Genomic DNA, 14,118 nt, shown 5'->3' on the forward strand with positions numbered 1-14,118 from the left:
TTGGGTAGTTACAGGAAGGCCAAGGGTGGCGATCGCTGAAAGCCTGCGGAAGGCGAAACCCTATCCAGACCCGAACAGGTTGGCCTAAAAGTCGAAGCTCTGTTGCTGGGCCTGGGCATACCCTTTGAGCCAGGAGGAGCGAAAGGCGGGGTGCTGGTAGGGGCAGGTATGAACACCGGCCTTGGCCAGACCTGCGGCCTCGCCTGCGCGCCTGGCTGATCGGTGGGCGTTCGCCCCGGATCGACCTTCCATCGAAGTCACACGAGGTATGGTTTTGCTCGCCATGGGAGTGTCCCGATTCCTCGGTCTGAGTTCACCAGCAGGATCACGCTGAGCCGCGATCTATTTTGGGGACCCCATACGCTCGCACTCCTGCTTCAGGTGGAGCATTTAGGCGCGGCGTGCATCGCGTGGGCGTCTGGATCCCGCCTGCGTCAGCCAGTGCTCTCGCTCGGTGGGATCCATCCCGTTCCACCAATCGATCGCGACTTCCACCTCGTGAGTCACGTCCTCAGGGTCGTCATCAAAGTAGGCCCCTACTAACTGCTCGCGGCGAGTCATCCGATACTCGTTGAGGCTCCAGACCAGCTGTCGTAACCGGTCGCCTGGTAGGCCCAGAAAATCATGGCAGGCGTTGATGTAGCCCTGGGCACGCATGGAGACGTCCCCAATGGCGCGGAGTCTACGAACCTCTCCTACCTCGTTGACCTTGGCCTGGCACAGGCGCTGGATAGCATCGAAATCGTGGCTGACAATCTGTACGGCGCGCTTGAAGCGGTAGGCGTTGTCCATGTGCAGTTCCACGCTGTTCAAGTAAGCACTACCTGCGGCTTCACGTTGTGCCGCGGCTTCTGCCTACCCTGGGGTTAGCGGGTAGCTGGGGAGACACGAGGTGGAAGGTGACTCTCCTAGCAGCTTCACGCAGTGGCGCGACTTTTCTGCCTCTGCTGGTCCCGGGCGACAGGCTCACGCTAGGTGAGGCCCGTCATCCGGCAGTTTCACGCTGAGGGCGCGAATTTTTTCTAGGGCAACCTAATAGGGGATCTCGTCGTCGAAGTCGTCACCGGTGGGGACCGGAGCGCGAGCTGGAGCTGAGCCATTCGAGACTGGTCGCGCCTGACTCTGCCCCGTGCCCTGGCCCAGGGTGATGGAATCGATCCGCTGCGGCAGGATCGCGATCCGGTTGGCCTGGACCTTCATGGCCGCTTGCTCGACGCCGTTGCCATCCTTCCAGCTATCGAGGACCGCACGGCCTTCGATCAACACGCGCATGCCTTTCTGGTACAGCCGGCTATAGCTCTCCGCGTCGCGGTGCCAGAGCTCGACGTTGGCCCAGAAGCCGCCGCGGTCCTCGTAGGAGCCATCCTGCAGGCGGATGCTGTTATCGAAGTAGACGTTCAGCCGGAGCAGGTGCCGCGGATCCTGATTGTCCTTCTGGAACCGCTTGTATTCGGGTGCGGAGCCAATGTTGCCTTCCCATACTACTGCTGTGCCCATGTCAGGCCTCCTGTTGGGATGCGGCGTCTTCGCCGCGGGATTGGATGATCTGTTGCAGCCGTTCGGTGTAAACGGCTGTGGCCTGGGCCATCTTCTCGGCGCACTCGGCGGCCTGCCGGCCGATGGTGTGGACCAGGCTGATTTGCATGTTCAAAGCAATGCGCTGCAGCTCCATGGCGTGCAGGTCCTGGAGCAGTGTTTCTGTGACCAGGTCGTGGCGGCACAAGTCCGCCCAGAGCCCCACCCCCATCTTTCGGGTCCCACTCTGCTGCCAGCGCAAGAAAACTGGGCCAGCCGAGGTGTGCTGGTGGGTCATCCGGATTGGCAAGAGCGTGAAGGGGAAGCGCTGGGCCTGAGCGAGGATCCGCTCCTGGGCCAGGGTGTTCAGATTGGCCTCAAGGGAACGGCACTGCTCGGCCAACTGGTCCAGCTCCCCCTTACCTTTAAAGGGTTTTAAAAGCCCTTTGTAGAAGGGAGCGTGTTGCAGGTTCGCGAAGGCATCCTGTTGCAGGGGCTGGAAGGCAGCCTGTTGCAGACCTGCTGTTCTCGAACCCTGAGTGGACTGTTGCAGTGCCATTGTGATCAGGCCTCACTCATCTCGGTGGCGGCGTGGGAGCTGGTCATAGCGCCCAAATGCTCATCCTCGTCGGCAGAGTCGCCATCGAAGCCGTCATCGCTGCTGCTGGAGCTGGCCGGAGCATCGCCTGGGCGTTGGATGGCCGGGGCGAACTTGCTACGTCGGGTCCCCTCGAGCACGTCCTGGGGCATTTCCAGGAAGCCGTACATCTCCTTGGCATTGGTCGCTCGGGCGTTGTTGGCAGCGATGTCGTCGCGCGACGCCCCGCTGTAGCCCTTGTAGCGCTGGCCCACGCCATATAGGCGGCGCAGCACGGCGGCGCCTTCGTCCAGCCAACCCTCTTTGGAGCCGTTGTCGATCAGGCCGATGTGCGCGGCCAGGAGGATCCGGCGCACCAGCTCGTCATAGCGGGTGAGCAGGTACACGCCCTTAAAGGCCAGCGGCGAGTTCAGGTACAGCGGCAGCTTGAGCGGCTGGATCGACAGGTTGGTGCCCACGTCCAGCTGCTTGGGGAGCATCGCCATGACCTGGTCCAGACGTTCGTCTATAGCGGTCAGCTGCTGCTCGGACTCCTCGATCTTGTCCTCGATGATGATGAGGAAGAGATCGGAGTAGGGATCGTCCTTGGCGGCACTGGCGGAGATGCGGTTGATGATGTTGGAAAAGCCGGACAAGCCGATCATGCCGGGCTTGTTGTCGGAGCGCTGCCGACCGAACCAGAGCCGCGACGCATGATGGGTATGCAGGGTGAGGTTTACGCTCGACCTGAGCGAGCCCAGGTTGAGCTGGAAGGTATCAGCCATGAGAAGAATTCCTTGGGTTGTGAGATGACGCTCGGGCAGGGTGCCGAGACTGGCGCTGGAGAGCAGCGAGAAACCGTATTTGGATGCGCGGAGGTTGCGGAGAAGGAGGATGGCTGCATGTGCGTGACGCTAAGTCTTGCGAGAAAGTCTCGGTATGCGAGTAGGTGTTTCCCCGGGAACCAGTATCGGCTTCGGTTGGGTGGCTACCCTCATGGACATCGCAAGTGGCAATCGCCGAGTAGGTGTTTCCCCGGGAACCAGTATCGGCTTCAGTTGGGTGGCTACCCTCATGGACATCGCAAGTGGCAATCGCCGGATAGGTGTTTCCCCGGGAACCAGTATTGGCTTTGACTGGACAGCTACGCTCATGGACATCGCCATTGGCAATTGCCGGATAGGTGTTTCCCCGGGAACCAGTATCGGCTTCGGCTGGGCGGCTACCCTCATGGACATCGCCAGTGGCGATCGCTGGGTCAGTGTTTCCCCGGGAAACAAGGTGAGCGTTGCTAGATTGCGCAGTAATCATTCCGCGCCACCACGACCCATCATTTTCCTAAGGCTTTTGAATACTTCATTTCCTGTTTGAGCATCGCTGACAGCTCTGGGCTGGATCGGCGCCGGCTCAAACCGTGGAATTGCTGGCACCGGGGATGCCGCTGCGGACAAGGTCGAAGCGCCTGATTGGACTACCGCCGGCTGCCAATCCGCATTGAAGTCACCGGTCTGGGCCTTCTGGATGAGCTTCATCAGGTAGGCAAGCGGCTTGGCGACCCCACCCGAGGTGCACCGCGCGCCCCATTGCTTGATCAGCGGTTGCCGAAGGTCAGGGCTAACTGCCGCGATGGCCTGTTGGGCTCGTTGCTGCTGCTGGGACGTCATCCGCTGGTAGGCACTGGGCCACGCGAATCCTGTGTCCTGCTCTTCGCGCAGTACAGAGCTTTTAGATACATCAGTATTTGTATTCGTATACGTACTAGATGAGTTCGGATTCCGAACTGAGGCTGAAACCCCCTGATTTACACTGAGTTCGGATTCCGAACTGAGGGGCGGGAGCTGATCATCTGGGCTTTTTTGACTGAGTTCGGAATCCGAACTCAGGTGATTCATGGGCGGCAAGACCGGAGTTCGGAATCCGAACTCAGCAGGAGGGATCGCAGCACGAGCAGGATCCTCAAGTCCCTGGGCGCGGAAACGCTCTCTGAACACCTCAACCCGGGTAGGCAGTTCCTGAGTCTCGCTAACCAGCATCTCGTCGAATGCGAGACCTGCGATCTCACGGACGGAGCTGTTCGAGTGCTCGAGGCCGTTGGCCACGAGGGGTAGGAAGTCGTGATCGAGCTGGATGGCCTCGGAATAGTCCACCGGCTCGTCGTGCAGGATGTAGATGTTGCCTTGAACCTGGCCGGTGATAGCGTCACGGACGCGGCGACCGAGGCTCAACCAGCGGGTCAGCCGTAGGACGGTCAAGGCCTTGGCCACGGTCTCGCGTGAAGCGGGACGGCCCGGGTTGTTGCCCAGGTAAGGCCGCAGCTGGTCGTAGGTCGGAAATGCGGTGACGCCATCGCCGTTCATGAGCAGGCGAAACACCTGCCAGGTATTGCGCTCTAGGGGGGAGAGACGATCATCGAGCAGCAGCCGGCGCGGAACGGTCTCGTGGGGATTTCCACTGAAAACGATGCCGGCGAATTCCTTGGGTAGGTCTTCGCCGGTTTTTTGTTTGTAGTCGCGCTGGGCTTGGACATGGACGTTCAGGTGTGACGCTGCAACGTCCAGGGCACGACCGAGTAGATGGGCGACGCGTGGAGCAGGGGTCTTCACCTGTTGTCGCCTTCTACCGAGTCCAACTCGATCAAATCCATTTGTCCGAGGACAGTGGACTGGTCCTGTTCTAGCGCCTCGGAACGGGCATCGCCCGCAGCCTGTTCTTCGGTGGAGTGGCGATCTCGTCTTCTCCGGGCATCGGATATCAACCGAAGGGGGGCACGGGCGATCTTGGGCGGATAGAGGCCCTCGTTGAGCCAGGTCTGGACGAGATTCCAGATCAGGCCAAGGGTAATTTGGTCGTGCTTATGCTTGATGGACTCGAACGGGCCGTTGAGCTCTTCGGTGATGAGCATGCAGATGTCGAGCAGGGCGATAGCATCCTTGTGGTCGACCTCATGCGTACTCATCAAGTCGAGGAAGCGATACCAGACCTGATCGGTGTCATTGAGCCCTGCCACCCGGCCGGAGCGGCCGGGGACATTGAGCAGCTGACGCACGACACTGATCTCGCTGGGAGCCATGCCGAAGAAATCTTTGATCATCCCGTTGGTGGCACCCAGCTGGATGGCTCGATGTACGAGGCGGGTCTCTCGCTCATCGCGTTCACAGTTCTCTAGGAGCTTCTTGACCATGTCGAGGTCGATCTGGATCTTGCACCAGCGCGCCGGAGCGTTTTTCAAAATGCTGTGGGCCTGGGGCTGACGCAGCAGGTTCAGGACTTCGACGTCCAGGCCAATGTCCAGGCAGCGCTGGACCTGGCCATTGCGCAGGTGATGAAGGATCTGATCCATCAGCGCCTGGTTCAGGGGGTTGTACTTCGTGGACATATGCGACTTCCTAATGCAGGTCCAGAAGGTGACCGGGCTACTGCCCGGCCTCGAGTTCGATCAGCCGGCGAGCGAGACGGATCACTCGGAACAGCTTCACCAGGGCGGCATCGGTTATACGGCCTTGGGTGCTGGCTGGCTTGCTATCGAAAAGGGGATCGCCAAGAAGCAACTGGCCCAGGTTCAAGGTAAATGTCGCGTTCTCTTCCGCGATGCTTGCCGTGAGTGCCTCGGCGTTTTCTGGGTCCCGCGACACCACGTAGCTGTACATACCCGTCAAGGACTGCAGGAATTGCCAGGATGTCGTTCCGCGTGCGGTCAGCTCTGACTGCGGGGTAGAAAGCGTGAAACCGAGTGCGAAATCAGTGGGCTTGAGCAGCTCACCGGGAACGTCGCACAGCTGGGCGATTTCGAGGACGAGCGTTCTCAGGACCTTGCGCAGTTCGTCCGGAGTATCACTGCTGCGCTCGATGTACCAGACGTCCGAGATGGGATACAGACCCCCGGCCTGGACGGGAATGGCACGCAGGGCATCACTGTTGAAGTCAGGTAGCGTTTCGCCGTGTTCGGCCGCTATGCGTCGCTGAACATCCCTTACCTTCTGGCCGATGCCATCGGGTGTCACGATATGGCCGTTCAAGCGCGCTGCGCGCTCTTCTTCGGACAGTTGCTCGGGATCCGGCGGCGTGTGTTGCGGGGGAGTAGGATCGACCGCACCGGTACCGCCGATGCGCTCAGGAAGTGGCGGTAGTGTGGCTGGGGAGGCGACTTGCTGCTTCTGCTTGCCTGGCGTACCAGGCTGCTGTTCCAGCGTGCCACTATTGACCTGGGCTTGGGGGGCGTTGCCGGGGGCGGGAATCTGGGGAATCTGCCCGTCGGGCACCTGCACCCCCACCAGCTGCGAGCGGCGGCTGCTGTCCTGATGGTCCAGGATCGCCTTGAGCACCTCCTCATAGCTGACATTCAACGCCCTGCGGATCTGGCCGATCAGCTCGTCTTGGATGGAATCGAAGACGAAATTATCGGTGGGGCCGTCGAAGCCGTTGAGCACTTCTTGGTACAGTAAATCGAAGTCACTATCGAGACCACTGAAGCTAAGCCAGGCTTTGAGGCCTGAACTACGCAAGGTCAAGAGCTTCTCGACTTGGTGCTTTCCTAGACCTGAATAAAGAAGTCCCGGTATTGCGGGAAGCAGCACCCTAACTGCCTCTTGCATTTTTGATAGATGCGAGTGAGAGATCGTGTAACCGTCTTGCTTGAGTTTTCTGGAGAATTCCCGAAGAGATAGAGACTCGGGAGACTCATTCAGATATTGCTGCTTGATGGCATCAAGATGGACAGCTCGTTCGATAAACATCAGATTACCGCGCAGATCATTCTCTGCTAGGTGGCCAGTCATCGCTACGATTTCGCCGCGGTCACCCCATGGACGGAACAAACAGCTGATGCGGAAGAATCTCTCTTCTCTGGTTTCTTGCCAGAGCTCATTGAGGATCGTTAGGCGTGTATTTCCACCTGTGCGGATGATGTAGCGATCTTCACCAGGTCGCCGGGTAACAGGCGGTGGCTGATCCAATCCCCGGGCCCTGATGGATTCTTTAATCTCATCGTGCATCGGGTTTCGTGTGGTTCTGGGGTTGTGGTCGTAGGGCGCCAACTCGTCCAGCGTCAGGACCATCGGCGTTTCCTTGATCGGATCTGCCAGCCGTGCCACTGGCGTATTTGACCCTGGGAAACCACCGGCAAGCAGGCGCTGAGAAACCGCTTCGTTGCTGGGCTTGCTCATGCGCGGATCTCCTGAGCAGGGCGGGTTGCGGGCCGGCTGGGCTCATCATTGGCGGCCAGCAACTGATCGATGACGCGCTGCAGGCGGGAAACCTCGTCCTCGAGCTCGAGCGTGCGCCCCATGCGGATGATGATTTCGGCATTCATCGAACGATGGGCCTGCTTGGCGGCCTCGGCGATCTGGGGGCGAAGCCCCTTGGGGAAGCGGACGACGAACTTCTCGTCCTCGTGTGCCGATTTGCGGACGGCGGGCTTGCGCTTGGTTGCGGTAGTCATAGGGTCTGGTCCAATTCGTTCATAGGCTGGGCGCGGCGCAGCTGGGCGCGCGCATTGAGGCCGGCGCGGTAATCACTGGGCGTTGAAGAGGTGAAGATGGGCGGGCACCCCAGCTTGGTGAATTTCACGTGGCCACCGCGGGTCCGGGTGACTACCCAGCCCTCGTCAATGGCAAAGGCGACCAGGGCCTGCAGGTTCTTGTGAGTGGCGTGAGGGGTGAGGGTATTTGTGCTCATTAGCCGTGCCTCCCGGGCCGTTGCTGACCGTTTAGAAGGCCAGCAAGCAAAGGGCGCCGGACGCACCCAGTGATAGAGTCAGGGGTATTACCCGACCCAACCGCTGACCACTGGAGATCCGGCATGAACTCAACATTTCCGTATGAGCAGTTGTTGAATGAGCTGGAACTTCGCATTCCAGCGTCCAGCACAACAGGCACGGATCTGGTGCGGATACGTAAAAAACGACTCGAGATATTCGCCCTTTCGGCACTGGGCAACGTCCTGGCCGAGCAGCGGGGTTGGAGCATTCGGGGGATGGACGCCATCGACTTTGCACTCATGACGGAATACTCCTGGTATCCGGATCGAGTTCGAAGTCTGTCGCCGGCCAATAAATGGCTAGCACTACATCTGGATTTGCAGAGGCTGGAACTGCCTCCAGAGGCTCAGTCAGCTTGGGACGCAAGGTATGCAGGTAAAGACGCTGCTGATCTGCTGGCATGGACGACAAACCTACTTGGTCTGCCACCCACTGATACCAGTGACCCATCGCCGTCGTGACATGCCACTGATCGGGCAGACACTCGTTTGCGTCCCATACATCCTCCGGTTTCACCTCCAAGACGACATTGAGGATGGACTCGCAAATGCTGCGTGTTTGGCGTACGCCGAACCCTCGAGGGGAGCGGATCGTCTTGAGCTCGACCAATCGCTCCAGTAAGGCTTGCTGCGAGGGCAGCTCATCGGCTGCACCATGACGCTGTAGAAACGACAGCATCGCGGGGTAGATGGCCGGGTATAGGGCATACACACCAAAGCGCGTCAGCCAGGCTCGGCGCTCGGAAACACCCTCCTCAGTGATGGTTTGCTTGATGGCGTAGGCGAGGGCGGGTCTGAAAAGCTGCTCAGGGAGTTCTTTGCTCATGAGTGCCGGCCCTCCTGGGCTATCTGCGATACATCGCTTCCAAGGGCGTTGTGTACCTTCTGCTGGGCGTTGATGTTTGGCGGCGTAGAGGGCGAAGTGAGCTTGCGCAACCGCTCAAGAAACCGTTGCTCGGCGATCACTGCCGGCCAGGGTTCGATCACGGTGGGCAACGGCTCAATGCCTTCCAATAGCGTCCAGACCTCATCATCGTCAGGCATGAGGTCCCGTCGCTCGGTGGCCAGCAGACGTAGGTCAATAGCCTTCACGCTGTCCGGCAACCGAGCTGAGATACCGAACCGTTCGGCGATCAGTTCGAGCAGGTGCTTTTCGAGCTGGTGATAGAAGGGATGCTGACTGTGCAGAGCCATGACATCCTCGGTGTAGGGCACCGTCCAGTTCATGGGTAACCGGTGATCCAACTGCTCGATGAAGTCGGTCAATTCCATTCCAGCGACTTCGGCGGCGCTCACCAGCAGCGTCTGGTGGTAGCTGACCAGCAGGCGCTTGAGGGGGCCGGTAAGGTCGCCCAAGTAGGCTTCGGCAGCGTCATGCAGTAAGGCATGCAAGGCGTCCTGGGGCGGCACGTTGTAGCTGGCCAGCACGCTGTGTTGCGCAACCGAATAGAAGGCATCGCATTGGCCTGCGAAGCGGCAAGTACGGGCAAGGCCTCGAGCAAGATCCAGGGGATCGATGTCGGCAGCAGTGCTGCCCGTGAGGTCGAGGTGTCGGCCGGTAGCGGTCCGTATCCAGCTCATGTACGGCTTCCCCCTTTTACATAGCCTGCTTTGAAAGGCAGTCGGTGCGAGCGGGCAAGGTCATGACAGCGCTGCAGGGGCTGCTCCAGGCGCTTGGACGCGGTACGCAAGGTGTCGCCCAGTAGGGCGCGGGCACGGAGGAGCCGCACCAGGTCCTCATCAGAAACTTCGGTTCCCGGCTTTGAATCGGCCAGCAGACGCAGCTCTTCGCGCTGCGCGCTGATGACAAAGCTGGGGCCGCTGGTGGCGCGCTCGGAAGGTTTCACTTCGACGACCTGACCGCCCTTGGCCAAGAACTCAGCGAGTGCCTTGCCCAACCGCTCGCGATCACGGTCGCGAGCGGTATAGGAGGGCAGTTCCAGGTCCGGGTCCGCAGAGTGGTGAGTGAGCATGTCATTGCCCTCCCGCCCGCTGCTGCAACTGATTGCCGGATTCTATGGCCACGATCTCGGCCAAGCCGTCGTCCTTGAACAGCAGATCCAACGTCTTAAAGAGCCCTGCCGCGTCATCACGCGAGCCGGCCACGCGGAAGACCACGGTGGTGTCGTGATAAGGGCCCGGCTCGGGCTGCTCTACAGGCTCTAGCGGCTCCACATCGAAAGAATGGCAGACGCTACAGACCTGGAACTCATCAGGGGTGAGGGCGCGACGGCAGAAGTGATGGCCGCAGTGACGGCACTGGTGAGTCACCCCAGACAACATAGCTTGTGGGCTCATCGAGCAGCTCCTTGCCGGCTCCCGCCGGCGAACGATCGAGGGGAAGGGCAGGGAAGAGGGTTGAGGCTCATCGGTAACGGGCACGAGAGCATTGGTTAGGAGGTTCATGCATTCATCTCCTGCCAGGCCTGCGCGCTCAGGTTCTCGAAGCGCGTCTGCTTCGCGATGAACGCAGCGCGGACCGTGCCGACTTCGCCGTTGCGGTGTTTGCCAACGATCAGCTCGGCGATGCCCTTGAACTCGGTTTCCGGGTGGTAGTATTCGTCGCGGTACAGGAACATGATCACGTCCGCGTCCTGCTCGATGGCGCCGGACTCACGCAGATCGGCAAGGCCGGGACGCTTGTTCGGCCGGGACTCTAGTCCCCGGTTGAGCTGTGAAAGCGCAATGACCGGGCACTTCATCTCCTTGGCCAGCGCCTTGAGCGAGCGAGAGATCTCGGCGATCTCGTTGGCGCGGTTCTCCTGACCTTCGCAGCGCATCAGCTGCAGGTAGTCGACCAGGATCAGGGCGGGCGGGCCGAAACGGCGCGCGGCACGACGGGCTCTGGCGCGCAGCATCGTGGGGGACAGGCCAGCCTGGTCGTCGATGACCAGGCGATCGCCAAAGCCGTTGATGGTGTTGACGGCCATGGTCAGCTTCGGCCAGTCCTCATCCTCCAACTGTCCGAGCTTGAGCTTCGTGGCATCGATGTGCCCGATAATCGCCACCAGCCTTAGCATCAGCTGTTCAGCCGGCATTTCCAGGCTGTAAACCTGTACCGACTTGCCCTGCGCATGGTGGAGCGCTTTGGTGATGCAGTTGAGCAGGAAAGCAGTTTTGCCCATGGCCGGGCGGGCACCGACGATGATCAGATCGGTGTCCTGCCATCCTGAAGTGAGCGTATCCAGGTCGGTGAGGCCTGAAGGAATGCCCGTCACCGGCGTCGGATTGTTGAAGCGCTCATCAATGGTGTCGATTAGCTTGCCGAGGACTGCCGTGACATTGCAGAACTCGGCACCCTTGCGGTCTTGGCCGAGCGCGAACAGCCGCTGCTCAGTCTGCTCCTGGACTTCGGCAGCGTTGGCACCTGGTGCCGAGGCCTCACGACTGCTGGCAAAGCCCAGCAGGATCAGCCGGCGTAGGTGCGCTCGCTGAGCAACAATCTCCGCGTACGCGACAATGTTGGCCACCGAGGGGGTGTCCTTGGCCAAGGTCCCCAGATAGGCAAGGCCGCCCACCTCATCGACGTCGGGCATCACCTCCGCGAGGGTCACGACATCGAAGGGCCGCGACTGCGAGGCGAGCAGGGCGATACGCCGAAAGATGAGCTGGTGATGCCGGAAGAAGAAATCCTCCTCCAGTAGCACGTCAGCGATCAGGTCCCAGGTGCTGTTGTCGAGCATTAGTCCGCCCAGGACGGACTGCTCAGCTTCCTGGGAGTGAGGCGGGACCAACCCTGCTGCTATACGCTCGGCCTCTGAAACAGGCAGGGTGTCAGCCTGGGCCGGAGATTCGAAAAGCTGCGTGACCGTCATGGCCGACCTCCCAACGCGAGATGATCGCGTTGCTGACCAACACCGCGGTTCAGCTGTGCCTGAGCGCCTAGTTTGAATCCCTGGTAGACGGCCCGGATGTCATGCCCTTTGGCCTCGAGGTACTCCAGGTCAGAGGTCTTCAAGTCTGGATGAAAGGACCGCACATAGGCGTCGATGATCTGCTGGGTCTCGAGGGGTTTGGACTGGGCAAACTCATTCACCCTAATGCTGACCGCGTCTATCCAGGCCTCGGCGAAGAGCTGGCCGCGGCGGCGTTTGGTGGCCAGCTTGCAGCGAGTCAGGCTACGCACGTAGGCCTTGCGGGCAGCAATCAGTTGCTGGTGAAGGGCGGAGTAGGCATAGCTGGCCATCTCGGGCCCGAGGCCGATGCCAATGAATTTGAAGGCCCAACCCAGTTGCCGTTCACGGCAGGCGATAGGGTCGCAGTCGAAGGCATGAGCACAAGCCAGGGCCAGCTTATGAAGCCAGTCGGCTGGCGCTCTGCGAGTGCCGGTGGCAACCAAGGCATCGCTAGCGAGCACGGCCTGGACGTCAGTGTCGATGAGGTCGTGCTGCTGCATGAGCTTGCGCGCCTGACGTAGCGCGGTCTCGGCTTCGTTCGGCGCAGCGCCGGCGTCCTTGGCCAGGGCGAAGCATTTGGCGACGCGCTCAAGGATCTTCTGCTTGTTGGCGTCCATCAGGCGGCTCCCCCTAGAGAGGAAGCCATTGACGTCACTGGACCTGAGGCCTGTGCGACTTCCAGCAGCGCTTCGGTCCAGACTCTGACGGTCTCCTGGGCGCTGGGCTTCGAAAGCTGCGCCTCCTGTACCTCAGCAATTCGGTTCTGCAAGGACTTCAGACGTTCAGCGGGGGTGTGGTCAGAATTAACCAGGTGGCGTTCGACTGAGGATTTCAGATCAGCGATAAGGCTGGTTACCTGGTCCAGGCGCCATTTCTCGGTGGTTGTCCAGCTTGGAGCTGAAGACTGCATCATGTCCCGAAGGTGATGATCTTCCTTCAGTAGCCAGCCTTCGGTAACAGGTCTGGTGGCGATGTACAGCTCCAGCACTTCGATCTGCTGCTCAACGGTTGTGGTCGGCAGCTGGAAGTACTGGGCGACTAGCTGCTTCGCTTGTCGCTCGCGTCGCTCGCGAAGCTTGGCGGCAGCCTTCTCCTCTCGTGCCTTCCGTTCCTTGGCGTGCTCAACGTTGTACTTCACCGAGTCCAGTAGTGCAGCAGCATTGCTCAGCAGCTCGCGCTGCTCATGGGAAAGCCTCGCGCCGAGGCGGCCGTGGATCGTGTTGTTGTACTGGGTCAGCGAACGAAGCTCACGGGCCGCGCTGGAGAGCCCGGTCTGTACCTTGCGGAAATCCTTCGCGTCGTAGAAGTTTCCCTGTTCCAGCACCACTTCTGCAGTGATGCCTGTGGCCTGGGTCAGATCATGCTTTTGGGGGGTGGCCATCTCACTTGCCCTCTTTCACCAGGGCATGGACGACCGACTCATTCATGGCTGTGAAGCGATCAGCCCACTCAGGGAAGAGTTCGATGGCGAGGTTGCGGATCACCTGCAGGGCAGCGGGTGCTTGACGGTTGCTAGGCTGCCTGTACTCCAGACGGTGTGCAGGGATCCCATGAGTTGCTGACTCGCAATAGACCACTGCATCAGGGATGACGGTATCTATGACCTGGATATCGGCGTGGCCCCGGAAGGTCTCCCGAATCGTTGCGTCGAGGGTGCGAGCATCCGAGGTCAGATCGAGCCCGTTAACGACCGCCTTGATGGGAGGTACTGGCAGCCCCAGGCGAGCATAGGGGCGGAGGCCATCCAGCATCTGCAGCGTGCCGCGGTTGAATTCGCGTGCGGACAGCATTTCAGGGGGGAGGGGAGAAACGGCGAGGTCCGAAGCCAGCATCACCATTTCGAGCAGCACGGTGCGGGCACCTTGCGTGTCGATCAGCACCAGGTCGAAATCCTTCTGGAAGATTTCCTTGAGATGAGCCAAGCGAAGCCGGCCATCAGGTGCCTGCAGAAGGAGGTTGATCAGATGGTTGTGCGGATCGTTGGAATAGATCAGCGACAGGTTCTGGATATTTGTCTTGGAGACGATGCGATCGAGGCGCGTCTCATTACTGGCGATCAGCTCGAACACACCGCACGGCGCTGGTTCGACAAGGTCGTAGTAGGAGGAAAGCGAAGGCTGGACAGGGTCTAGATCGATCAGTAGGGTTCGCAGCCCTGCATCGGCGCAGAATGCGCCTAGGTTGGCGGTCTTGGTGGTCTTTCCCGTACCGCCCTTGGTCGAAATTGCAGATGTGGTTTTCAAATTCGCAGCCTCTAATGGGTTCATTAGAGGCCACTGCCACGACTGTCTGTACCTTTCTACCGGGTCTGGACGCGAAGCGTTTAGGACCTTTCGACCAGTTATCTTTTAACCAATTGGTCGCAGGTTCGAATCC

The 14,118-nt window shown here is 60.2% G+C and carries 18 protein-coding genes; all 18 read right to left on the minus strand.

Going from position 1 to position 14,118, the window contains the following annotated elements; translation table 11 throughout:
- Positions 1-84 precede the first annotated feature (84 nt).
- Complete coding sequence (locus tag QMX82_RS08925) at positions 85-285, minus strand: CrpP family ICE-associated protein (protein WP_336619065.1); 201 nt, start codon at positions 283-285, stop codon at positions 85-87.
- 105 nt (positions 286-390) lie between these two features.
- Positions 391-792: a hypothetical protein gene (locus QMX82_RS08930; RefSeq protein ID WP_282282467.1), complete on the minus strand. Its 402-nt coding sequence runs from the start codon at positions 790-792 to the stop codon at positions 391-393.
- 240 nt (positions 793-1,032) lie between these two features.
- A complete protein-coding gene (locus QMX82_RS08935) occupies positions 1,033-1,497 on the minus strand; it encodes a single-stranded DNA-binding protein (RefSeq protein ID WP_282282468.1) in 465 nt (154 codons plus the stop codon).
- 1 nt (position 1,498) lies between these two features.
- Positions 1,499-2,074, minus strand: a complete 576-nt coding sequence (locus QMX82_RS08940) for a DUF3158 family protein (protein ID WP_282282470.1) — start codon at positions 2,072-2,074, stop codon at positions 1,499-1,501.
- A gap of 5 nt (positions 2,075-2,079) precedes the next feature.
- Positions 2,080-2,877, minus strand: coding sequence for a PFL_4669 family integrating conjugative element protein (locus QMX82_RS08945; protein ID WP_282282472.1), 798 nt, complete (start codon positions 2,875-2,877; stop codon positions 2,080-2,082).
- A 522-nt stretch (positions 2,878-3,399) separates the two neighbouring features.
- Positions 3,400-4,695, minus strand: a complete 1,296-nt coding sequence (locus QMX82_RS08950; RefSeq protein WP_282282474.1) for an STY4528 family pathogenicity island replication protein — start codon at positions 4,693-4,695, stop codon at positions 3,400-3,402.
- Entirely contained in the window at positions 4,692-5,468 is a 777-nt protein-coding gene (locus QMX82_RS08955) for an STY4526/YPO1902 family pathogenicity island replication protein (protein ID WP_282282476.1), read from the minus strand. The genes QMX82_RS08950 and QMX82_RS08955 overlap by 4 nt, the downstream gene beginning before the upstream one ends.
- A 37-nt stretch (positions 5,469-5,505) precedes the next feature.
- Positions 5,506-7,254, minus strand: a complete 1,749-nt coding sequence (locus QMX82_RS08960; RefSeq protein WP_282282478.1) for a ParB family protein — start codon at positions 7,252-7,254, stop codon at positions 5,506-5,508.
- The gene (locus tag QMX82_RS08965; RefSeq protein WP_282282480.1) at positions 7,251-7,529 is read right to left on the minus strand and encodes an Arc family DNA-binding protein; all 279 of its coding nucleotides are present in this window, start codon (positions 7,527-7,529) and stop codon (positions 7,251-7,253) included. The genes QMX82_RS08960 and QMX82_RS08965 overlap by 4 nt, the downstream gene beginning before the upstream one ends.
- The gene (locus tag QMX82_RS08970) at positions 7,526-7,765 is read right to left on the minus strand and encodes a hypothetical protein (RefSeq protein WP_282282482.1); all 240 of its coding nucleotides are present in this window, start codon (positions 7,763-7,765) and stop codon (positions 7,526-7,528) included. The genes QMX82_RS08965 and QMX82_RS08970 overlap by 4 nt, the downstream gene beginning before the upstream one ends.
- A 319-nt stretch (positions 7,766-8,084) precedes the next feature.
- A complete protein-coding gene (locus tag QMX82_RS08975) occupies positions 8,085-8,672 on the minus strand; it encodes a hypothetical protein (protein WP_282282484.1) in 588 nt (195 codons plus the stop codon).
- Entirely contained in the window at positions 8,669-9,427 is a 759-nt protein-coding gene (locus QMX82_RS08980; protein WP_282282486.1) for a hypothetical protein, read from the minus strand. The genes QMX82_RS08975 and QMX82_RS08980 overlap by 4 nt, the downstream gene beginning before the upstream one ends.
- Positions 9,424-9,819: a hypothetical protein gene (locus QMX82_RS08985; protein WP_282282488.1), complete on the minus strand. Its 396-nt coding sequence runs from the start codon at positions 9,817-9,819 to the stop codon at positions 9,424-9,426. Before QMX82_RS08985 ends, QMX82_RS08980 begins: the two co-directional genes overlap by 4 nt.
- A gap of 1 nt (position 9,820) precedes the next feature.
- Entirely contained in the window at positions 9,821-10,144 is a 324-nt protein-coding gene (locus QMX82_RS08990) for a hypothetical protein (protein WP_282282490.1), read from the minus strand.
- Between the two features lie 104 nt (positions 10,145-10,248).
- Positions 10,249-11,661: a replicative DNA helicase gene (gene dnaB / locus QMX82_RS08995; RefSeq protein WP_282282492.1), complete on the minus strand. Its 1,413-nt coding sequence runs from the start codon at positions 11,659-11,661 to the stop codon at positions 10,249-10,251.
- A complete protein-coding gene (locus tag QMX82_RS09000; RefSeq protein ID WP_282282494.1) occupies positions 11,658-12,359 on the minus strand; it encodes a DUF2786 domain-containing protein in 702 nt (233 codons plus the stop codon). Before QMX82_RS09000 ends, dnaB begins: the two co-directional genes overlap by 4 nt.
- Complete coding sequence (locus tag QMX82_RS09005; protein ID WP_282282496.1) at positions 12,359-13,123, minus strand: hypothetical protein; 765 nt, start codon at positions 13,121-13,123, stop codon at positions 12,359-12,361. The genes QMX82_RS09000 and QMX82_RS09005 overlap by 1 nt, the downstream gene beginning before the upstream one ends.
- Position 13,124: 1 nt before the next feature.
- Complete coding sequence (locus QMX82_RS09010) at positions 13,125-13,985, minus strand: ParA family protein (RefSeq protein WP_282282498.1); 861 nt, start codon at positions 13,983-13,985, stop codon at positions 13,125-13,127.
- Positions 13,986-14,118: the final 133 nt, after the last annotated feature.

The organism is Pseudomonas sp. PS02302, assembly GCF_029959585.1.
GTDB classification, from domain to species: domain Bacteria; phylum Pseudomonadota; class Gammaproteobacteria; order Pseudomonadales; family Pseudomonadaceae; genus Chryseomonas; species Chryseomonas aestiva.

Excerpts from the sequence above, each read along its gene's own strand:
- QMX82_RS08925 (WP_336619065.1), bottom strand. The coding sequence starts at position 285 with ATGGCGAGCAAAACCATACCTCGTGTGACTTCGATGGAAGGTCGATCC.
- QMX82_RS08930 (WP_282282467.1), bottom strand. The coding sequence starts at position 792 with ATGGACAACGCCTACCGCTTCAAGCGCGCCGTACAGATTGTCAGCCAC.
- QMX82_RS08935 (WP_282282468.1), bottom strand. The coding sequence starts at position 1,497 with ATGGGCACAGCAGTAGTATGGGAAGGCAACATTGGCTCCGCACCCGAA.
- QMX82_RS08940 (WP_282282470.1), bottom strand. The coding sequence starts at position 2,074 with ATGGCACTGCAACAGTCCACTCAGGGTTCGAGAACAGCAGGTCTGCAA.
- QMX82_RS08945 (WP_282282472.1), bottom strand. The coding sequence starts at position 2,877 with ATGGCTGATACCTTCCAGCTCAACCTGGGCTCGCTCAGGTCGAGCGTA.
- QMX82_RS08955 (WP_282282476.1), bottom strand. The coding sequence starts at position 5,468 with ATGTCCACGAAGTACAACCCCCTGAACCAGGCGCTGATGGATCAGATC.
- QMX82_RS08960 (WP_282282478.1), bottom strand. The coding sequence starts at position 7,254 with ATGAGCAAGCCCAGCAACGAAGCGGTTTCTCAGCGCCTGCTTGCCGGT.
- QMX82_RS08965 (WP_282282480.1), bottom strand. The coding sequence starts at position 7,529 with ATGACTACCGCAACCAAGCGCAAGCCCGCCGTCCGCAAATCGGCACAC.
- QMX82_RS08970 (WP_282282482.1), bottom strand. The coding sequence starts at position 7,765 with ATGAGCACAAATACCCTCACCCCTCACGCCACTCACAAGAACCTGCAG.
- QMX82_RS08975 (WP_282282484.1), bottom strand. The coding sequence starts at position 8,672 with ATGAGCAAAGAACTCCCTGAGCAGCTTTTCAGACCCGCCCTCGCCTAC.
- QMX82_RS08980 (WP_282282486.1), bottom strand. The coding sequence starts at position 9,427 with ATGAGCTGGATACGGACCGCTACCGGCCGACACCTCGACCTCACGGGC.
- QMX82_RS08985 (WP_282282488.1), bottom strand. The coding sequence starts at position 9,819 with ATGCTCACTCACCACTCTGCGGACCCGGACCTGGAACTGCCCTCCTAT.
- QMX82_RS08990 (WP_282282490.1), bottom strand. The coding sequence starts at position 10,144 with ATGAGCCCACAAGCTATGTTGTCTGGGGTGACTCACCAGTGCCGTCAC.
- dnaB (WP_282282492.1), bottom strand. The coding sequence starts at position 11,661 with ATGACGGTCACGCAGCTTTTCGAATCTCCGGCCCAGGCTGACACCCTG.
- QMX82_RS09000 (WP_282282494.1), bottom strand. The coding sequence starts at position 12,359 with ATGGACGCCAACAAGCAGAAGATCCTTGAGCGCGTCGCCAAATGCTTC.
- QMX82_RS09005 (WP_282282496.1), bottom strand. The coding sequence starts at position 13,123 with ATGGCCACCCCCCAAAAGCATGATCTGACCCAGGCCACAGGCATCACT.